This is a genomic window from Bradyrhizobium sp. B025 (assembly GCF_042257955.1).
Lineage (GTDB): Bacteria > Pseudomonadota > Alphaproteobacteria > Rhizobiales > Xanthobacteraceae > Bradyrhizobium > Bradyrhizobium diazoefficiens.
In genome coordinates, this window is sequence record NZ_CP170150.1 from 8,445,412 (window position 1) to 8,465,813 (window position 20,402).

Annotated in this window: 18 protein-coding genes; 11 read left to right on the forward strand and 7 right to left on the reverse strand. The window is 65.0% G+C overall.

Translation table 11 applies throughout. The features are described 5' to 3' along the window. Window positions 1–3: 3 nt before the first annotated feature. Window positions 4–1,305, reverse strand: coding sequence for an O-acetylhomoserine aminocarboxypropyltransferase/cysteine synthase family protein (locus tag ACE10W_RS40060; protein ID WP_011083077.1), 1,302 nt, complete (start codon window positions 1,303–1,305; stop codon window positions 4–6). 320 nt (window positions 1,306–1,625) lie between these two features. Beyond that, a complete protein-coding gene (locus ACE10W_RS40065; protein WP_304549379.1) occupies window positions 1,626–3,200 on the reverse strand; it encodes an amidase family protein in 1,575 nt (524 codons plus the stop codon). 252 nt (window positions 3,201–3,452) lie between these two features. Between ACE10W_RS40065 and ACE10W_RS40070 the strand changes: the two genes are divergently transcribed. Next, on the forward strand, window positions 3,453–4,271 hold the full coding sequence (locus ACE10W_RS40070; RefSeq protein WP_011083080.1) for a uracil-DNA glycosylase: 819 nt from the start codon (window positions 3,453–3,455) through the stop codon (window positions 4,269–4,271). Next, window positions 4,268–5,878 carry an amidohydrolase family protein gene (locus ACE10W_RS40075; protein ID WP_304549382.1) on the forward strand — a complete coding sequence of 537 codons (1,611 nt, stop codon included), beginning with the start codon at window positions 4,268–4,270 and terminating at the stop codon, window positions 5,876–5,878. Before ACE10W_RS40070 ends, ACE10W_RS40075 begins: the two co-directional genes overlap by 4 nt. Before the next feature lie 7 nt (window positions 5,879–5,885). Here ACE10W_RS40075 and ACE10W_RS40080 read toward each other — a convergent pair whose 3' ends face one another. Both ACE10W_RS40080 and ACE10W_RS40085 read right to left on the reverse strand, forming a co-directional pair. After that, a complete protein-coding gene (locus ACE10W_RS40080; protein ID WP_304549384.1) occupies window positions 5,886–6,920 on the reverse strand; it encodes an aldo/keto reductase in 1,035 nt (344 codons plus the stop codon). A 10-nt stretch (window positions 6,921–6,930) separates the two neighbouring features. Next, on the reverse strand, window positions 6,931–8,112 hold the full coding sequence (locus tag ACE10W_RS40085) for an MFS transporter (RefSeq protein ID WP_304549386.1): 1,182 nt from the start codon (window positions 8,110–8,112) through the stop codon (window positions 6,931–6,933). Between the two features lie 98 nt (window positions 8,113–8,210). Here ACE10W_RS40085 and ACE10W_RS40090 point away from each other — a divergent pair, with 98 nt between their 5' ends. Together ACE10W_RS40090 and allE are read left to right on the forward strand one after the other, a co-directional pair. Continuing rightward, the gene (locus ACE10W_RS40090; protein WP_304549388.1) at window positions 8,211–9,188 is read left to right on the forward strand and encodes a LysR family transcriptional regulator; all 978 of its coding nucleotides are present in this window, start codon (window positions 8,211–8,213) and stop codon (window positions 9,186–9,188) included. Between the two features lie 258 nt (window positions 9,189–9,446). Continuing rightward, window positions 9,447–10,244 (forward strand): (S)-ureidoglycine aminohydrolase, encoded by a 798-nt coding sequence (allE, locus tag ACE10W_RS40095; RefSeq protein ID WP_028175260.1) that lies wholly within the window; start codon window positions 9,447–9,449, stop codon window positions 10,242–10,244. Between the two features lie 55 nt (window positions 10,245–10,299). On the opposite strand, the gene ACE10W_RS40100 is transcribed toward allE, so the two are convergent. The 3 genes from ACE10W_RS40100 to ACE10W_RS40110 all read right to left on the reverse strand — a co-directional run bounded on the left by ACE10W_RS40100 (window position 10,300) and on the right by ACE10W_RS40110 (window position 11,993). Then, a complete protein-coding gene (locus ACE10W_RS40100) occupies window positions 10,300–10,707 on the reverse strand; it encodes a RidA family protein (RefSeq protein WP_304549390.1) in 408 nt (135 codons plus the stop codon). Between the two features lie 180 nt (window positions 10,708–10,887). Further along, complete coding sequence (locus ACE10W_RS40105; RefSeq protein WP_011083087.1) at window positions 10,888–11,142, reverse strand: hypothetical protein; 255 nt, start codon at window positions 11,140–11,142, stop codon at window positions 10,888–10,890. Beyond that, complete coding sequence (locus tag ACE10W_RS40110) at window positions 11,139–11,993, reverse strand: helix-turn-helix domain-containing protein (protein ID WP_304549395.1); 855 nt, start codon at window positions 11,991–11,993, stop codon at window positions 11,139–11,141. Before ACE10W_RS40110 ends, ACE10W_RS40105 begins: the two co-directional genes overlap by 4 nt. A gap of 471 nt (window positions 11,994–12,464) precedes the next feature. Here ACE10W_RS40110 and ACE10W_RS40115 point away from each other — a divergent pair, with 471 nt between their 5' ends. From ACE10W_RS40115 to ACE10W_RS40145, 7 genes are all read left to right on the forward strand, one after another. Continuing rightward, the gene (locus ACE10W_RS40115) at window positions 12,465–14,342 is read left to right on the forward strand and encodes a PAS domain-containing sensor histidine kinase (RefSeq protein WP_304549396.1); all 1,878 of its coding nucleotides are present in this window, start codon (window positions 12,465–12,467) and stop codon (window positions 14,340–14,342) included. After that, window positions 14,339–15,010, forward strand: a complete 672-nt coding sequence (locus ACE10W_RS40120) for a response regulator transcription factor (protein ID WP_028175264.1) — start codon at window positions 14,339–14,341, stop codon at window positions 15,008–15,010. Before ACE10W_RS40115 ends, ACE10W_RS40120 begins: the two co-directional genes overlap by 4 nt. A 100-nt stretch (window positions 15,011–15,110) precedes the next feature. Beyond that, complete coding sequence (locus ACE10W_RS40125; protein WP_028175265.1) at window positions 15,111–15,488, forward strand: response regulator transcription factor; 378 nt, start codon at window positions 15,111–15,113, stop codon at window positions 15,486–15,488. Window positions 15,489–15,641: 153 nt separating this feature from the next. Then, entirely contained in the window at window positions 15,642–17,525 is a 1,884-nt protein-coding gene (locus tag ACE10W_RS40130; RefSeq protein ID WP_304549398.1) for an FUSC family protein, read from the forward strand. Further along, complete coding sequence (locus ACE10W_RS40135; protein ID WP_038966667.1) at window positions 17,522–17,725, forward strand: DUF1656 domain-containing protein; 204 nt, start codon at window positions 17,522–17,524, stop codon at window positions 17,723–17,725. The genes ACE10W_RS40130 and ACE10W_RS40135 overlap by 4 nt, the downstream gene beginning before the upstream one ends. An 11-nt stretch (window positions 17,726–17,736) precedes the next feature. Further along, window positions 17,737–19,032: an HlyD family secretion protein gene (locus tag ACE10W_RS40140; RefSeq protein ID WP_304549399.1), complete on the forward strand. Its 1,296-nt coding sequence runs from the start codon at window positions 17,737–17,739 to the stop codon at window positions 19,030–19,032. A gap of 299 nt (window positions 19,033–19,331) precedes the next feature. Then, a complete protein-coding gene (locus ACE10W_RS40145; protein WP_304549401.1) occupies window positions 19,332–20,336 on the forward strand; it encodes an AraC family transcriptional regulator in 1,005 nt (334 codons plus the stop codon). Window positions 20,337–20,402: the final 66 nt, after the last annotated feature.

Consider the following 20,402-nt stretch of genomic DNA (forward strand, 5'->3'; position numbering starts at 1 on the left):
CGCCTACTCCGCAGCCTGGAGGCGCGACGACGGACAGGCTTTTTCCAACGCCTGGTCGATGTCCTCGATGATATCGGCAGCATGCTCGATGCCGATGGACAGGCGGATCGTCTCCGGCAGAACGCCGGCGAGGCGCTGCTGCTCCGCCGACATCTGCCGGTGCGTGGTCGAAGCCGGATGGCAGGCCAGCGACTTCGCGTCGCCGATATTGACGAGGCGCGTGATCAGCTTCAGCGCATCGTAGAAGGTCTTGCCGGCTTCCATGCCGCCCTTGATGCCGAAGGTGAACAGCGAGGAGGCATTGCCGTCGAGATATTTCTGGACCAGCGGATAGTAGGGGCTGTCCGGGAAACCCGTGTAGTTGACCCAGGCGACGCGCGGGTCAGTGCGCAGGAATTCGGCGACCTTGCGCGCGTTCTCGACGTGGCGCTCCATGCGCAGCGCCACGGTCTCGATGCCCTGGAGCAACAGGAAGGCGTTGAACGGCGAGAGCACCGAGCCCATGGTGCGCTGATAGACGCTGCGCGCGCGCTCGATATAGGCGGTCTTGCCGAAGCGCTCGGCATAGACGAGGCCGTGATAGGACGCGTCCGGCTTGTTGTAGGCGGGGAAGCGGTCGGCGTATTTCGCCCACGGAAAATTTCCGGAATCGACGATGGCGCCGCCGAGCGTGGTGCCGTGGCCACCCAGGAACTTGGTCAACGAATGCACGGCGATGTCGGCACCGTAGTCGAACGGCTTGAGCAGGATCGGGGTTGCGACCGTGTTGTCGACGATCAGCGGCACGCCATGGGCATGCGCGATCTTCGCCAATGCCTCGATGTCGCAGACATTGCCGGCAGGATTGCCGATGGTCTCGGCGAACACCGCACGGGTGTTCTCGTCGATCAGCTTCTCGATCGCATCCGGCTTGTCGCTCTCGGCGAAGCGGCCCGTGATGCCCTGGCGCGGCAGAATGTGCGAGAGCAGCGTGTGCGTGGTGCCGTAGAGCTGCGGCACGGACACGATGTTGCCGCCGTGATCGGCGACGTTGACGAAGGCGAAATGCAGCGCCGCCTGGCCGGTCGCGACCGCAAGCGCGCCGACGCCGCCTTCGAGCTGGCTGATACGCTTCTCCAGCACCGCGCTGGTCGGATTGGCGATGCGGCTGTAACGGAAACCCTCGGCCTCGAGATTGAAGAGCGCCGCGCCGTGATCGGCGCTGTCGAAGGCGTAGGCCGCGGTCTGGTAGATCGGCACGGCAACCGCATGCGTGGTGGCTTCGGGCTCATAGCCGGCGTGAATAGCGATCGTCTCGTTGCGCATCGTGCCACCTCCGCGTGGAGCGGGCCGCACTTATTGGCCTGTATGAGGCACGTGCGTTGTCCGCCGTCCTCGTGTTAGAGGCGGGTGGTAAAGCGGGCAATAATTCGCCTAGAGATCGAGGAAGTAACCCTAACGGTTATTGGTGAATTGGCTAAAATTCGAATCAAATTGGATTAATGAATTGCTGCGCCTCGGATGAGGGGTTGCGTCCATGAATTCCAATGCACGAAATCGCTCGAGGAGAGAGACCCCTCACTCGTCTCGCCGCTTTGCAGCGAGCCACCCTCTCCCACAACAAGGGGAGAGGGTGAGAGCACTCTCTACTCCATCGTCTCCCATAGCCGATGAGTGAGCACGCCGGCACGCTTCTCGATCGCCGCCGCGGCATCGAGCGCGAGGTCCTCGCGATAGCGCCCGGTGATGAGCTGCACGCCGATCGGCTTGCCCTCGTGCAAGGCCACCGGCACCACCGCGCCGGGCAGGCCCAGCACGTTGATCGCGGAGATGAAGCGTATCCCGCCCCAGAACACCTCCTGCACGCGCTCGGCGCTGATAGTGTCGTCGCGCGGGCCCGGCGTCGGACTGACCGTGGTCGGCGCCAGCACGACCGGGTAGTCCTCGAAGAACAGCTGCCAGGCGCGGATGTGGCCGTTGCGCGCGGCCGTCGCCTGCATCCAGGCCTTGAGATCGAGCACATTGGCCTTGGCCTTCATGCCGTTCCACGCTTTGTGGAAATCCTCGGACGTGACCTTCAGCATCGCGGCCTCCTGCATCACCATCGTCTCGTTGGTGATGATGTCGCACCAGGTCTGCCAGACGCCGTTGATGTCGGGCACCTCGACCTCGCTGACGCGATAGCCGGAACGCTCGAGGTGATCGGCGGCCCGGCGCAGCGCCGCGGCAACCGCCGGATCGACGTCCATGTCGTCGGGGATCTTCGCCAGCGCGACCTTGATCGGTCCCTTCGGCTTCGGCCCCACAAGCGGCGCCGGCACCCACCAGGGATCGCGCGGATCGCGCTGGCTCATCACCTCCAGCGCGAGGCGAACGTCGGCAACGTGGCGGGCGAGCGGCCCCTGCGCCGACATCAGATGCGCCAGCATCGGCCGCTCGGCCGTTGCGCTTCCGTTGAAGGCGGGGATGCGGCCCTGCGTCGGCTTGATGGTGGCAACGCCGTTGCAATGTGCCGGCCAGCGCAGCGAGCCGCCGATGTCGTTGCCATGGGCGATCGTGCCGATGCCGGCGGCAACCGCCGACCCCGCGCCACCCGAGGAGCCGCCGCAGGTGATATCAGGGTCCCAGGGGTTCAGCGTCAGCCCATGCAGGGGATTGTCGGTGAAGCCGCGGAAGGAGAATTCCGGCGTGTTGGTGAGACCGATGACGATCGCGCCGGCCTTCTTCAGGTTACGGACAACAGGCGCATCCGACGGCGCGATGTAATCCTTGTTGGCGGGCACGCCGTTGAAGTTCGGCCGGCCTTCGTAATCGACGTTTTCCTTGATGGTGATGGGCACGCCGTGCAGGAGGCCGAGCTCGCCGCCCTTGGCGCGCTGCTTGTCGGCCGCATGCGCAGCCTTCAGCGCTTCCTTGCTGAGATCGACAACGACCGCGTTCAGCCTGGGATTGACCGCGCGCATCCGATCCAGATGCGCCTCGACGGTCTCGACAGCGGAGATTGCGCCGCTGCGGATCGCGGCCGCGGTATCGACCGCAGACCATTGCCAGACCGGTCCCCTGGGACGGCGCGCCGTGGCCGATTTGCGCGGGGCGGCCTTCTTGACTGATTTCTTCGCAGCTTTCGCGACGGCACCCTTGCGGGCGGTGGCTTTCTTGCTCGAGGTCTTCGTTACTTTCCTTGAAACACTTTTCTTCTTGCTCGCCGTCTTCTTCGCCACGCCGCATCTCCTGAAATTGCGCCGCGGAGGTTATGGAGATCACGCGACCGTGTACAGGCGCGTTTCTGCATGGCGCGTTGTCGCGACGCTCTGTCACGGCCCCGGAGCCAGGGACGCCCGTGAACCTTTGCGCCCGCTGTCTTGACCCATATATTGGTTGAATTGTGCAACAGACTACCGCTGAGATTGCGGCATAACGACCAGGTTTTTTGACGCAGCTATTTTTGACATCGGCAGATTGGAGCATTTTCCATGCTCACAGAATTCGACGCCGGATACGGCGAGCAACCCTTTCGCGATCTGTGCGCCAACTACCCCGGCGCTGAAGCCTACGATCCCCACGACTTCCGCATCGAATGGGGGCCCATCTTTCACCGCGGCCGGCTGGACGGATCGGCGCGTGTGCTCATCGTCGGCCAGGATCCCGCCCAGCACGAGACCATCGTGCGCCGAATCCTGGTCGGCACCGCGGGCCGCCGGACCCAGGGCTTTCTGGCCAAGCTCGGCATCGTGCAGAGCTATGTGATGGTGAACACCTTCCTGTACAGCGTTTACGGCCAGAGCGGCGGCTCCAAGCACAAGAACGAGCCGGGCATCGTCGACTATCGCAACAAATGGTTCAAGGCCGTGCTGGGCCCCGGCAACATCGAGGCTGTCGTCTCGCTCGGCGGCCTCGCGGACGAGGCCTGGAAAGCCTGGCTCAAGAGCTCCGACGGCGCGGCCTACAAGACCCTCGCGTATCAGCACATCACGCACCCGACCTGGCCGGAAAGCTCCGCGCATGATTCCGCGACGCAGGCGGCGAATACCAAGATCATGCTGGCCAAATGGAATGCCGCCCTCGCGGCGCTGGCGCCTGAGGTCAAGCATCCCGACGTGCCGACGACACTCGTGCCGTACGGCGACGCCTTCAAGCCGTCCGAGCTTGTCGACATCATTGCAAAGGACCTTCCGGCGGGACTGCCGGCCTGGATGCGTGGAGATACGCCGTGGGCCGTGCGCCAGGGCGTTGACGCGGCGGCCAAGCGGCGCACCATCATGATCACCATTCCCGATGGGGTGATTCCATGAGCCCGGCCGCAAACCCGAAGCGATGGGCGCTGACCGGCCGGATCGTGACGATGGCCACTGAGGGCGACGTCATCAAGAACGGGACGATCTTCATCGAGGACAATCGGATCGCCGCGATCCTGCCCAAGGGACAGCCGGCCCCGGTGGGCTTCGAGGCCGTCGCCGCGGTGACCACCGGCGGCACCATCTATCCCGGCCTGATCGAGCTGCATAATCACCTCAGCTACAACGTCCTGCCGCTCTGGCGCGTGCCGCAGCTCTTTGGCAATCGCGACCAGTGGCAGAATGCCAAATCGTACAAGACGTCCGTGACCGGCCCGATGAGCGCGATCGCCCTTGCCGACGACGGCTCGCTGCTGCCGGCCCTGGTTCGCTATGTCGAAGCCAAATGCCTGGTCGCGGGAACGACGACGAGCCAGGGGATCACGCTGTCGAACTGGAGCGGCACGATCCACAAGTATTACAAGGGCGCGCTGCGCGCCGCCGAGATCGGGAGCCCGCCCGATCTTCCGCGGGCACACTCCAAGATTCCCGACATCGATGCCGAGGATTGGGCGAAGTTCGACAACGAGCTGAAATCGTCGGCGTGTTTCCTGCTCCACTTGAGCGAGGGCATCGATCCCAAGGCGCATAGCCACTTCCTGGCGCTGCGCAATTCCGCGGGAGATTGGGCGATCGAGCCGTCGCTGGCCGGCATTCATTGCACGGCGCTCGATGCGACCGACTTCGGAACGATGGCCCAGCACCAGGCCAAGGTCGTCTGGTCGCCCCTGAGCAACCTGCTGCTCTATGGCAAGACGACCGATGTCGCCGCAGCGCGCGCCGCAGGCCTCACCATCGCGCTGGGCTCGGATTGGTCACCGTCCGGCAGCAAGAACCTGCTGGGCGAGCTGAAGGCGGCGAAGGTCGTATCCGCGCATTTCAATCTCGGCTTCAGCGATTACGACATCGTCGCGATGGCAACGCGCAATCCGGCCGCGATCCTGAAGTGGGACGCAAAGCTGGGAACTATCGCCAAGGGCAAGTTCGCCGATCTCCTCGTCGTGAAGGGTGTCACCGGCGATCCTTACGCCCACCTGATCAAAACGCGCGAGCAGGATATCGTCCTGGTCACGATCGGCGGGCGAGCGCGCTATGGGACCAAGAAGGCCATGCAGCAAGCCGGCGGAAGCGGCGAGGCCCTCAAGGTCGGCAGGAATGCGCGGGTGATCGATTTCACCTCGCCCGACCAGGATCCGGGGATCGAGAAGATCACGCTGGCGGAAGCAACGACACGATTGAGTGCCGCGCTCGGCAATCTCGGCACGTTGCAGCCGCACAGCATCGCGATGTCGGCCGCGATCGCGAGCGGAACGGTGTCACGAACCGGATGGCGTCTCGCGCTGGACGAGCAGTTCGGCAACAACGTCCAATTACGCCCGCGGCTGGCATATAACGGCATCCGGACCGGTCCGGATTTGGCAGCTGTCGCAGCAGCCGCCGAGCCGCTGCATCCGATCAAGCTGGATGGCCTCACGGTGGCCGACGATCCCGTCTTCATCGACACGCTGAAGAGCGAACCCAACCTTCCGCAGGGGCTAGGCGCAGCGATCGCCGCCTTCTATTAGCTATCCGTCACACCAGCGGTGGATTGAGCCGCGCAAAACCCTCCTGGACGCGATAGGGGTAATAGGGATAGGGCGGCATCACGGCGCTCGCCTCGTCGAGACGCTTGATCTGATCCGCGCCCAGCGACCAGCCGACCGCACCGAGATTGTCGCGCAGCTGCGCCTCATCACGGGAACCGATGATCACGGAAGAGACGGTGGGGCGCGACAGCAACCAGGCGATCGCGACCTGCGGCACGGTGCGGCCGGTCTCGGCGGCAATCGCATCCAGCACGTCGACGATCGCGTAAAGCCGCTGCTCGTCCACGGGCGGGCCGAATTGCGCGGTGGCGTGCAGGCGGCTCTGTTGCGGCAGCGGTTGGCCGCGCCGGATCTTTCCGGTCAGCCGCCCCCAACCGAGCGGGCTCCAGACCAGCGCGCCGACGCCCTGATCGCGCGCGAGCGGCATCAGCTCCCACTCATAGTCGCGGCCGAGCAGCGAGTAATAGACCTGGTGCGCGACATAGCGCGGCCAGCCGTGCCGGTCCGCGATGGCGAGCGACTTCATCAGCTGCCAGCCCGCGAAATTGGAAACGCCGACATAGCGCAGCTTGCCGGCACGCACGAGCGTATCGAGGGTCGACAGCACCTCCTCGATCGGTGTGAACGCGTCGAACGCGTGAAGCTGAAGGAGGTCGATGGTGTCGGTGCCGAGCCGTTGCAGCGCTGCGTCGACCGCAGTCAGCAACCGCTGCCGCGATGAGCCGGCATCGAGCGGGCCATCACCCATCGGCAGGCTCATCTTGGTCGAGATCAGCACCTTGTCGCGGCGGCCCTTGATCGCAGCGCCGAGAATCTCCTCGGAGGCACCGTTCGAATAGACGTCGGCACTGTCGAACAAATTGACGCCGGCATCGAGGCAGATGTCGACCAGCCTGCGCGCTTCCTCCGTGCCGCTGCGGCCCCAGGCAGAGAATAACGGGCCCTGGCCGCCGAAGGTGCCGGTGCCGAAGCTGAGGACGGGGACCTTGAGTCCGGAAGCGCCGAGATTACGGTATTCCATGATCGCTCTCCTATTCCGCCGGGCATGCTGCGACGACGACCGTGGTACGATCGAGCCGGAGGCTCCACAGCGCCAGCACGAGGCCGACCGCGGTGATGCCGGCCGCCACCAGCGGCAACGCGGAGAGGCCGAGCCCGCGATCGATGGTGACACCGCCGGCCCAGGCCCCCAGCGCGTTGCCGAGATTGAACGCGGCGATGTTGAGGCTCGAGGCCAGCGTGCGGCCGCTCGGGCCGGCGGCTTCCAGCACGCGCAGCTGGAGCGGCGCGACGGTTGCGAAGGCGGCGATGCCGAGCAGCAGGATCAGCACGATCGCGGGGATCTTGACCGACAGCACCGCCGCAAGGCCAAGCAGCACGATGGCGAGCGCGGCGAGAGTGCCGATCAGGGCCCGCGCCAGGCCGCGGTCGGCGAGCTTGCCGCCCGCGACGTTGCCGATCGCAAGACCCGCGCCGAACACCAGCAGGATCGGCGACACCGCTTCCTCCGAAAAACCGGTGAAGCGCGTCAGGATCGGCTGGATATAGGTGAAGACGACGAACAGGCCGGCAAAGCCGAACACGGTCATGGCGAGGCCGAGCAGCACCTGCGGACGGCCGAGCACCGCGAGCTCTTCCGCCAGCGAGATCGGCTTGTCGCCGTTGCCGACATGGCCGGGCACGAACGCGGCGACCACGGCGAAGGCAATCACGCCGATCACCGTCACCGCCCAGAACGCCGCGCGCCAGCCGAGCATCAGGCCGAACCAGGCGCCGAAGGGCACCCCTAGCAGGGTTGCGACCGTGAGGCCGATGAACATGGTCGCGATCGCCGAGGCGCGCTTGTCCTCGGCGACGAGGCCGGTGGCCACGACCGAGCCCACGCCGAAGAACGTGCCGTGGGCCAGCGAGGTCAGCACCCGCGCCGCCATCAGCAATTCGTAGTTCGGCGCCAGCGCGCAGGCGGCATTGCCGAGCGTGAAGATCGCCATCAGCGCCAGCAATACGGTTTTGCGCGGCATCCGCCGCGTCGCCAGCGTCAGAACCGGCGCGCCGACGAACACACCCAGCGCATAGCCGGAGATGAGGAGGCCCGCGATCGGCACGGAGACATGCATGTCGGCGGCGACCTGGAGCAGCAGGCCCATGATGATGAATTCGGTGGTGCCGATGCCGAAGGCACCGGCGGTGAGCGCAAGGACGGCGGGAGGCATGCGGGACTCCAATGGATGGCACGAGCCACGCAGATAGCCGCGCTGCAGCAAAAGCATTAGGATGTCCGCAATCCAATCATTTGTGACGTGAATTCAACATGGCCCGTTTCGACACCAACCGCTCCGCCGAGATGGAGGTTTTCGTCCGCGTCGTCGACCTGGGCGGGTTCACCCAGGCCGCGCGAAAACTGCGCCTGACGCCGTCGGGCGTCAGTAAGCTGATCTCGCGGCTGGAGGCACGGCTCGGCTCGCGGCTGATCAACCGCACCACGCGCAAGCTCACGCTGACGGAGGAAGGCCAGGCCTTCTACCAGCGCGCCGTGCGCATTCTCGCCGAGATGGAGGAGGCCGAGCGCGAGGCAGCTTCAGGCGCGGCACCGCGCGGCCGCCTCACCGTCAACAGCAACATCCCCTTCGGCATGCTGCATGTGATGCCGCTGATCCCGCGCTTCCTGGAACAACATCCCGACGTCACGCTCGATCTGGTGCTGACCGACACACTGATCGACCTGATGCAGGAGCGCGCTGACGTCGCGATCCGCGTCGGACCGTTGCGGGCCTCACGCCTCGTCGCGCGAAAACTCGGCACCAGCCGCATGGTCGTGGTCGGCGCGCCGAATTATCTCGCGCACGCGGGCACACCAAAGACACCAGCGGATCTCGCCGATCACCGCGGCATCGGCTGGACCTTTCCGCGCTCGATCCGCGCCTGGCCCTTCAAGCGCGGCGAGCACACCGAGGAAGCCATGCCGCCGCCGGCCGCCCGCGCCAGCGACGGCGAAGCCGCCCGCCGCCTCGCGCTCGGCGGCGTGGGCCTCGCCCGCCTCGCCCTCTTCCACATCGGCCCCGACATCGAATCAGGCCGCCTCGTCCCGGTCTTGCAGAACTACAATCCCGGCGACCGCGAAGACATCCACGCTGTCTATGTCGGCCACACCGCGCCGCTCCCGGCGCGCGTCCGCGCGTTCATCGATTTTCTGGCGGAGCACGTGCGGGTGAGCGACCCCGCGCTGAAGCGCGCGGGGGACGGGAAATGGAGGGTGATGGAAATCCAGCGGACGCGTCCTATTCCTTGAGCTAAGCCTCACGTCAGCGTCGCATCGGAGCTCGACCTGGTCCGGCTCATTGCTCCACTGTCCTTTCCGCATTGATGCGAGGGACTGGCTGGTATGTTCTGCATTCGCGCTCTCGTCGCAAGGATCCCGTGATGATAACTGTCCGGAACCGGCTGCAACGTGAAGCGGGCTCCAGTGTCCGCGGCATGTTTCCGAAACCCGCTGACGCGGCCTTTCGCTAGACCCTTTCGATTGAACCAGACTCCCCGAGGACCTCAGATGCATCCCACCGACTTGCCCGGCCAACCCGGCATCGTTCCTCCCGGAGCGATCGGCCACAATCGCGGCGTTGTCGGTCGCAACTTCGCGTTCATGCCGCCGGAAGGCGTGTTGAAGAGCCGGCTTCCGGCGTGGAAATCCACAACCGTGCGCTTTCTGGCGGCGCCTTCGCTCGGCGCCGGTTTTGCCCAATATATGCTGGAAATCGAGCCCGCGGGCGGTACGGCCCAGCCGATCTGTGTGGACCTGCAGCACTTCTTCTATGTTGTGGCAGGAGGCGTGGACGTGACCATCGGCTCCGACCCGCCAGTGGAGCTTGCTGTCGGCGCCTTTGTCTATGTACCGCCCGGCGTATCCTTCACGATGTCCTGTCATCCCACCACGCCTGCCCGCATCATCGCCGTCAAGAAGCGCTATGAGAAGGCCGAGGGCATCGCCACCCCGACGGCGATCATCGGTCAACAACAATCCATGCCGATGACGAACCATACCGGGCTGCAGGGCCGCGGGTTCAAGCACCTGCTGCCAATGGGCGACCTGCGGTTCGACTTTGAGATGAACCTGATGTTTTTCCAGCCCGGCGTCTGCTTCCCGGCTGTCGAAACGCACATCATGGAGCACGGATTGTTCATGCTGGAGGGGCAAGGCCTGTATTATCTCGGCAATAGCTGGCACGAAATCTGGGTTGATGATTTCATCTGGATGGGATCGTTCTGTCCGCAGCAATTCTATCCCACCGGCCTGAACCACTCGGTTTATCTGCTGTACAAGAACGTCAACCGGGACGTCGTCCTCTGACGATGGCCGATGAGCGCCGGCAAGACGGGGCAAAGCGAACAAGCTTCGGGGATCTTCAGCCTGACGCCTGAGACGTGTCGCGCGCGCCCGCCGGCAGAGCGGCAGTGATGATGATCTCGATCATATCGCCATCGGGCATGACCGACTGCACGAACGAGCGCACCGGCCCATAACCCGCCGGCATCCAGCTCGCCCAGGCCTCGTCGAAGGCTGGCTTGTTGTCGTGGTCGGTCACCACGATCTCAGCCTTGACGATGCGCGTACGGTCCAGACCCGCATCCTTCAGATAAGTATCGATGACGCCCAAGGCGCTCAGCGTCTGTATGCGAATGTCCTGGGTGCGATCAGGTGAAACCGCCACCGCCCACAGCAACCCGCCGCCGCCCGGCATATGATATGTTGTTACCGCTGACTTGCTGGGCAGATTCCTGTTCGCGATGCGCGTGATGTCGTTTGCATTCATTCTGGGCTCTTGGGCTTGGAGGAGATTCTCGCGATGACGCCTGAGGCCTAACAGCTATCGCGCTCGAAATAGTTCGGAATCGTTGCTTGCCGCACAAAATCGTGGGATGGCGGAGGGTGTCAGTCAATCCCCGTTGAAAGGTACAACATTCTCGACATTCCGAGACTGGCTCCGTCTCCTTCAGCTTTGCGTGGCCGTTTCTTCGATCGACGGCTCCATCAAGGCATAGTGCGCGATGCCGGCGGCAATGAGCCTGCAGAAGTTTATGGTAACGCGACCGTAGAAGGCGCCCGCCCCGGGTTCCGAGGATGCGAACCGATAGGAGGCGCCGAGACCGCGAGCGATCTCCAACAATCCCATGATCTCATGGTGCACCAGCGCCGAATGAATGCCGACCAGCTGCAGCAGCAGGGCCTGAATGCCAGGGTTGCTCATGACGGTCTTGCTCCGACGGGCGGCAGCGGCAGGAATTGCGCGAGATAGGCGCTCCTCCATTGATACGGCGTGTCGCCCGCGAAGCGCTTGAACACCGTCGTGAAATGAGCCTGCGTCTGGAACCCGACGGTCAAGGCGATGTCGACGAGCGAGACGTCAGCTTGTTGCAGCAATTCCTGGGCCCGCTCGATCCGCCGCTTCAGCAAATACTCGTGCGGCCTGATGCCGACGGCCGCCCGGAACTGCGCCGCGAAGTGCATCCGGCTAAGGCCGGCAACGGCGGCCAGATGCTCCAAGGTCACCTTCGCGGCCAGATTGTCGTCGACATACTGCATGACGCGCTTGAGGCGCCATTTCTGCAACGACCGCACCGCCCGGCAAACCCGGCCTTCATGATCACCCTCGGCCGACTCGGGCTGGCCTTGTCCGGCCACCGTCCGCCGGCTTGCCTTGCGGGTCAGAATGGCCAGACGCAGCGCATCGACAAGGATGGCAGAATGGGGATGGTGCATGGCTTTGGTGGCCGCGAGTGCATCCGAGAGGCGCTGCATCACCGGATCCGTGAATCCTTCCGCGCCCGTCTCCCGATCGACCTCCGAGGAGGCGCACGCAAGCCGTTTCGCGGACACCCTGAAGCTCGGCTCGCTATCGGCAGATCCCCGCACGTCCGGCGCAGGCGGCTCGATGGCCAGCGCAACATCCAGATGAACGAGGGAGAGCGTCATGGCCTCCTCGCCGGAGCGCCGTGAACGTCTCGATGACCGCAGCCGCCCACGTTCGATTGACGAGACGTCGATTGCGGCGGCGACATGGTCCTTGGCATTTTGCGGGTGTGACATCTGCAGCGACATCGTCGAACTCCTTGTTCCATTTCGCATCGGCAATGTCTGACGACTTGTCCGAATGCGATGGGAGCAGAGTAGTTCGGCGATCCGCGCGCTCCATTCTACGCGCGGGTGTATGGATAAGGTCTCGGGTTAACTGCGTCATACCTAGGTATGATCGCGGTACAGCCACCGGGCGAGAGTGCGAGCGGAACACCTCGTCCGCAGCTACGGACGCACGAGGCCGGCGGCTCGGCGCGCCTGCGGTAAGTTGACGCGGCCGTGATCGGCGATATCACCGAGAAGCCTCGTTCCGCCGGAGAATCTCCCGGTCGCGCCCGCGCCGGATTCAACTGTCCAGGAGGACTTCCACGAGAGCACGAAAATCGGCCGGCTGGATATTGTGGACGCGATCAAATCGCGGCATCAACGTGGCTGCTATGAGAAGAAGCACAGCCTGCGACGATGACGAACCTTGATCGGCCCACGGGTTCATCCATGAGCCGCGCCGGCTTGCGGTTCTGGTCCGCCGCCCTCGCCTTCGCGGTCTTCATGGTTGACGTGCTGACGCCGCTCGAGGGCGCGGTCGCAGTCCTCTATGTCATCGCGATCCTCCTTGCGGCGAGGACGAACCGGCGCAACGACATCATCGTCGCCGCGACCGGCTGTGTCGTCCTGACCATAACCGCCTATCTGCTGTCGCACGATCTGCATGAAATCGCCTCGCCCGCCCTTCGCGCGCTGGTGAGCCTCGCGGCGATCGGGATCACCACCCTGCTGGTGCTGCAGAATCACGCGGCGACGACGCGCCTCGCGGCGCAAGCGCGGCTGCTCAATCTCTCGCATGACATGATCTTCGTCAGGGATCGCGGCGGCGTGATCACGTTCTGGAACAAGACCGCGGAACAGACTTACGGCTGGTCGGCCGACGAGGCGCTCGGGCAGCTCGCCGACAAGCTTCTGCGGACCAGCTATTCCGACCGGCGGGAAGCCATCGAGGCCAGCCTGCTCGATACCGGGCGATGGGAAGGCAGGGTTGAGCAACGGACGAAGGCCGGCGCCGCGCTCACCGTCGACGCCCGATGGGCCCTTCAGCACGACCATCTCGGCAAACCCGTCGGGGTGCTCGAAACGCACACCGACGTTACGGACCGCGTGGCGGCGCACAGCGCGCTGGTGCAGAGCGAGCAGCGATACCGCCGGATGTTCGACGCAAGCCGGATCGGCGTCGTCGAGGAGGACTGGAGCGGACTGCGGACCGCGCTGGATTCGCTGCAGACCGGAGGGGCGGACCTGCGCGACTATCTGGCACGAAATCCCGATTTCGTCAGGCATGCCCGCCGCCTCGCCAGAATCACTGACGTCAATCCGGCCCTGCAGAAGATGGCGGGGGCAAGCGGCTCACCGGCCTTCATCGAGAACGCGGACAAGCTGCTGGGCGAGAATGATCGCAGTTTCCTCGACGCGCTGGTCGCATTCGCGAACGGAGAGCGGTTTCACGAAGGGGAGACCCAGCTCGTGAGCTTCGACGGGCGTAAGGTCCCCGTGCTGTTCACGATCACCTTTCCGCCCGAACCCGACGGAGATCAAAACGTGCTCGTCTTCGTTGTCGACATCACCGAGCGCAAGCAGGCTCAGGATGCACTGCTCGCGGCGCAAGCCGAGCTCGCCCATGCTGCGCGCGTTGCCACCCTCGGCGAGCTCAGCGCGTCCATAGCGCACGAGGTGAACCAGCCACTGGCGGCAATCGTCACCAGTGGCGAAGCCGGCTTGCGATGGCTGCGGCGCGACGTACCCGATCTCAAGGAGGTCGCCACCACGATCGGCCATGTTGTTGCTCAGGGCCGCCGCGCCAGCGAGATCGTGACCCGGATCCGGACCTTCCTGAAGAAGGCTGCACCCCAGCAGGATATGCTGCAAATCGGCGAGGTCATTGAGGAGGCGACTGCGCTGGTCGCGCGCGAACTCGCCAAGGACGACGTCGCCCTCATCGTCGAGCCGCAGCACGGCTTGCCGCCGGTTCGCGGCGACCGGATTCAGCTGCAGCAGGTCCTGGTCAATCTTCTGATCAATGCCAGCCAGGCCATGTCAGGCCGGCCCGGTTCCCGCGTCATCACGCTGCGCGCCGGCACCGTGGACAGCGAAACCCTCGCCATCACGGTGCAGGACAGCGGCCCGGGCATCCCGCCTGATGACATGGCACGCCTGTTCGATCCGTTCTTCACGACGAAGGACGGCGGGATGGGCATGGGGCTTGCGATCTGCCGAACGACGGTGGAAGCTCACGGCGGCCGATTGTCGGTGGTGAGCACCCCGGGCTCGGGAGCGACATTCCACCTGACATTGCCATATAGCCAAGAACACGCCTCGCCATGACACGACCAAACCAGGCTCAGCCGCCGACGCAACCCTCAAGCGCGACTGTCATCATCGTCGATGACGATGCGGGCATCCGCGCCTCGCTCGACAGCCTGTTCCGATCCGTCGGCCTCGAGACGCGCCTGTTCGGCTCGCCGGCGGAACTGCTCGGCGGCTCGCTGCCCGGCGGCCCAGGCTGCATCGTGCTGGACGTCCGCCTTCCCGGCGTGAGCGGGCTCGATCTGCAGAGCCAGCTCGTCCGGCAGGGCATCAGCTATCCGATCATCTTCATGACAGGCCATGGGGACATTCCGATGTCGGTGCGTGCCATGAAGGCCGGTGCCGTCGATTTCCTCTCCAAGCCGTTTCGCGACCAGGACATGCTCGATGCCGTGACGGCGGCGCTCGAACGTGATGCGCAGCACCGTGCCGAAGCCGCGACCAAGGAGGACATCCGCGCCCAGTACGAGACCCTGACGGCGCGCGAGCGCGAGGTGATGGGCCATGTCACCGCCGGCCTGATGAACAAGCAGGTCGCCGCCCTGATCGGCCTCAGCGAGATCACGGTCAAGATCCACCGCGGGAACGTCATGCGCAAGATGGGGGTTCGGTCGCTGGCCGACCTCGTCCGCAAGGCCGAGGCGCTGGGCGTATCCCAAACCCGCGGGACTACGGATCACACCTGAGTATAATTCCTGCGGGACTGCCCCGGGTGCATAAGGCGCCATCGGCCGCGCAAAGGGAGATGCCCTCCTTGCGGAACACCGCGGTCAGGATTGTGTGCCAATGGCCAAAACCCCGGTGATTGCGATCGTGGACGACGACGAAGGCGTTCGCACGTCGCTGGCGAGCCTGGTGCGCTCGATCGGCTACGAGGCCCAGGCCTACGAATCCGGCATGGATTTCCTGCGGCAGGCACCGGGAGACGATCCGGCATGCATGATCGCCGACGTCCAGATGCCTGTCATCACCGGCGATGAGCTGCAGGCACAGTTGATCGCGTCCGGCCGACGCTTCCCGATCATCTTCATGACGGCATTTCCAAGCGAATCCGTGCGCCGGCGCGTGATGGCGGCTGGCGCGCATTGCTATCTCGGCAAGCCCTCCAGCGGTGACGAGATCATCCGCTACCTCGAAGAGGCGCTGGCAGGCCACGCGCCGTAGTCCGCAAGACGGCCCCTGCCCCCAACCGGACGTGCATTCCGGCAAGCGGGTTGGTGGACCGGAAATACCGGCAAGCCCCGCAAACCTCATATTCGGCGCTGATTTTGCGAGATCGGCAGGCCCGCACGCTCTGCCGGAAACGGATGGGGCACGATGCCAGTGAATACCACAAGTGCCGCCGCGCCGCGTCCGCTGGTCTTTGCCGGCTTTCCGGCAAGTTCCTGGGCGTTCGCGCTTCGGGTCTGGCTGGCGATGCTGCTCGCGTTGTATGTGGGCTTCTGGCTCGAGCTCGAATCCCCGTCGTCGGCCGCCCTCACCGTGGCCGTCCTGGCGCTGCCGACACGCGGTCAGGGTATGGAAAAAGCCAGCTACCGGCTGCTCGCAACCGTCATCGGCGTCATCGCCTCGATCGCGATCGCCGGCCTATTTTCCCAGACCGGCGGCCTCCTGCTGGTGGTGTTGGGCATCTGGGTCGGGCTTTGCACCTATGTGGCCGGCCTGCTGGATGGCAATCGCGCCTATGCGGCGGCACTCTGCTGCATCACCGTCGCCCTGATCGCCGTCGAGCAGATCGACACGCCGCTACAGGTGTTCCCGACCGGCGTCGCGCGTGGCGCCGCCATCGGCATCGGCGTCCTTGCGGTGGCGCTTGTGAACGAGGTTCTGGCCGCGCCGAGCTATCATCCGGTTCTGGCAAGCCGCATCGAAGCGCTGCACCGCCGGGTCACGGATCTCGCGCGAGATGCCGAGCGCGGCGAGACTCCATCCGCGGCCGTTGGGGCTGGACTGCTGCATGACATCGCGGCGGTGCGTCCGGAGATCGCCAGCCTGACGACGGAATCGAGCATCGGCACGGCAAGGACCGCGGCCGCGCGTTCCGCGCTGGTCGATCTCGTCGGCGCGTTCTCGCTCGGTCGCATGCTCGCAGCGCTCCCTGCCGCGGCCGCGCTGGCGCCAGATGCAGCCGGGCTGGTCGCGATATCCCGATCCTGGCTCCGGGCCGAAATCGGCCGAAACAACGCGCTAGTCCGCGGCAGCCTCGATGCGCTGCGCGAAGGGACAAGCCCGTATCGTGCATGGCGCGCGCCGCTCTATCGCTCGCGCCGCATCGCGGCCGAGACTGGCGCACGGGCTGCGATCTCGTTCACGCTGATTGCAATTGTCTTCGTCCTGACGGGCTGGCCGACCACCGAGCTCTGCCTCTCGCTCGTTGCGGTGATCATCGGCCTCGGCTCGACGTCACCCTCGCCGCGCAACTTCACGATGGTGGCGGTGATGGCGACGCCGATCGCCTGCGTGCTGGCCGGCATCCTGAAATATCTCGTCTTCAACGGTGTGTCCGAGTTTCAGCTGCTCGCGATCGGTCTTGCGCCTGTCGTCATCGGCCTCGCACTGCTGATCACGCTGCCGAGCCCCATGCTGTCTTCGATCGGCCGCCTCGTGCTGGTGTTCACCCTCGTCGTGCTCGCACCAACCAATCCGCAGAGCTACGACCCCGAGGTGTTTCTCGTGACGAGCCTGTTTGTCTGCCTGTCGTCCGTGCTCGTCTTCGCGGCGCAGCTGCTGCTGCCTCCCTTGTCGGGCGACCGGCGAGTTCGGCTGCTACTGGGAGAGGCCCGGCGCGAACTGAGCCGCGCCGACGGTGGACGAGCCCGCCACCTCGCGCCGGAGGAAGCCGCCTTTCGCGACGCGGCGCGGATCGAGCAGATTTTGACCGCAAACGGCCCCTCCGCGATCGACGATCGGATGGCCGGCACGGCGATGCGCTGTTTCGACCAGGCCGCAGCCCTGCGGCGTTGCCGCGCCGAACTGGACCGGGTCGGACAGGGGCCGCTGGCCGTAGCGGCGCAGGCCGCGCGAGAGGCCCTCACCCGTCGGAACAGCGGCGTGATCCTCGCTGCAGCCGAGGCGCTGCACCAGTCGGCAGCACGAAGCGACCTGTCGGCCAGCGCGGCCATTGCCGCGCTGATTGCGGCAAGCGTGGCCTTCGCGCCGTCACAATCTCCGGCCGACTCCAGCCAAGGGAAACGGTCATGACGAACACCTATCGGGAACTGGTCATCGGCGGCGTGCTCATTGCCCCCATCGTTTCCTATGCGGCAACCGCGCTGCTCGCGTTCCTGTTACTGCGCCCGCTGCTGCGCTTCATCGGATTCGCGAGAGTCTTCAGCAACCCGTCGCTGGCCGAGCTTTGCCTCTACGTGGCGATGTTCGGCATGCTCGCACTGTTCTTCTAGGGAGAAGAGTCATGGAAGCTACCCTGCCCCGCGACGCCGCCCCGCTTCGCAGCGAACCATCAGCCGAAGCACCGGGCGATGCCTCAAGTACCGCGGAGGGCTCCGCCGCACCGGAGACCGTGGCACGCGACACCAGCGATCGCACGGCGGACACCGTCAGACCTCCGACACAGGCAACGCCCTCCGCGAGGCCGCTGCGCAAGGCTGTCGGCCGATTCATGCTCGGCGCAGGCAAGCATCTCGCGACCCTCGGCATCGCATTGGTCGCCGTCTTGATATCGGTTGCGACCTGGCAGCACTACGTCACTGCTCCCTGGACGCGGAACGGCAGCGTGCGTGTCCAGGTCGCCAATGTCGCGCCGCAGGTTGCAGGCAAGATCGTGGCGCTGCGGGTTGGCGACAACCAGTTCGTCCACAAGGGCGACGTCCTTTACGTCATCGACCCCTTCGACTTCGAAGTGGCCGTCCGAATTGGCAAGGCGCTGGTTGACCAGCGGGCCGCGGATCTGGAGGTGAAGCAGGCCGAGTTCGACCGGCGTCGGCATCTGTCCAACCTCGCGACGACGCCCGAAGAGCAGCAGATCTATGCAGGCAACGCAGCGCAGGCGAAGGCCGCCTACGAGGCGGCGGCACACCAACTCGCACAGGCGGAACTGAATTTGAAACGGATCAGCGTGACCAGTCCCGTCGACGGTTACGTCACCAATCTCCTGCTGCGCGCGGGCGACTATGCCGTCACGGGCGTTAGCAACATCTCGGTGATCGATTCCAACAGTTTCTGGATCGACGGATATTTCGAGGAAACCAAGATGGCTCGCGTCTGCGTCGGGGATCGCGCGGAAGCGCAATTGATTGGCTACGCCAAGCCGATCCTCGGGCATGTGAAGACCGTGACGCGCGGCGTCAGCGTGTCGAACGCCGCTGCGGGCACGCAGGGCCTGCCCAATGTCGACCCGATCTACACCTGGGTGCGGCTTGCCCAGCGCGTACCGGTTCGCGTCGCCATCGACACGGTGCCGCCGGATGTGCCACTGGTCTCGGGCATGACGGCGACGGTGACAATCCGACAGCCCTCCGCGGGCGATCACCAGACCCGGTTCGACTGGTTCCGCGCGAGCTTCGTGGATCCCCTCACTGATCTGTTCGGCGCAGGACAACCGCCGCGTGCGAACTGCCTGCAGGCCACATCCCAGCAACGCCCCGAGGTGGAAGCGATCCCGTATTCGCGCGAACCCGCGGTTCCCTCGGCACAGTCGATCGCGCCCGGCCTTACACCCGGCATCGACGCCTCGCCACGTCTGCCCTGAACACGTCTGCTCTGAATTAGACGAACACGCCCGACCGAACGAGACGGCGCCGCGTCAAACCTCTGGTCCGGCCGGTGCTGCGCTCTAACATCAGACCTCACGACACATGTGCTTGATCCCTTTGGTTCAATTGAACTCTTTGCGACATGCGGTCGCACCTCTCGCATTTGCAAAATCTAATACCGCTTAAGCATCCTTAACGAGCCTTTCGACGAGGCCGCACCTATCGTTCGAGCATGGACCAGTTGCATTCGGCAGCCGTCACGACGGCGGCAGAATCCAGGACACGGGGACGAACGATGCTCACCGATATCCAAGCGGCCGGCGCCCGGTCGACGTATCAACCCAGCCGCCACGAACCGGCCTCCCCGCAGGAGACTCGCGCATTTCCCCTCGAACGGAGGTGGCGCCAGCCCGCGGCCACGCCTGACGACATCACGATCTCGCGCTGGACCTGCACGCAAACGGGCATAAGGCACGAAGAGGCGACGACGCCTGCCGACCGATACTTCTTCGCCATCGCCTTGAAGACGTCCCGCGCCAAACTGACCAGAGGCCGTCACACCATCTTCGACGGCATCATGCCGGCAGGCACGCTGTATATCGGCGCACCGTTGCAGCAGCTCAGTGCGCAGTTCTCGGCGCCGTGCGACTTCCTGCACTTCCACGTCTCGGCCAGCACTTATTTTCCGTTCCTAAGGCCTGGAGCAGGAACAGCCTCGGCCGAAGGCCTCAACGACCTCGTGCTGCTCCGCGACCCCTTTGCCGAACAGCTGGCGAAGGCGCTGACCGAACGCGGCCATTCGGCTGACCGGGAATTCGCGCGCTGCATCGGTCAGACGCTGGCAATGCACCTCGCCCGGCGCGAGCTGCCACACTCGAAAGTCAATGCCTTGCCGAAATGGCGACTGCGGCGCGTGGAGGAATACGTCGGGACGCACTTCGACCACTGCATCAGCTTGTCCGAGCTTGCCAAGGTGGCGGGACTGTCCCGGATGCACTTCGCGGCCCAGTTTCGCGCCGCGACGGGATACCGGCCGCGCGAGTACCTGCTGCATCAGCGCATCGAGCGTGCGAAATCGCTGCTGTCGAATTCCGAGACGGCCCTGGCCGAGGTGGCGCTGACCGTCGGCTTCTGCACCCAAGCGCATTTCTCGACCGTCTTCAAACGGGTCACGGGTGACACGCCCGCGCGCTGGCGTTGCGCCAGCCGGAACGCATCGGCTTCGTCCAGGCTCTCCGGCGGCGATCCGGCTTCGACATACAAGGCCGTGTCTCACGTGCTGCCCGCGGACTTCTCGTGAATCATGCGAAATGAGAAACACAAGGGGTTCGTGAAATACTTTGGCCGCGGGATCGGCGATGCTGTG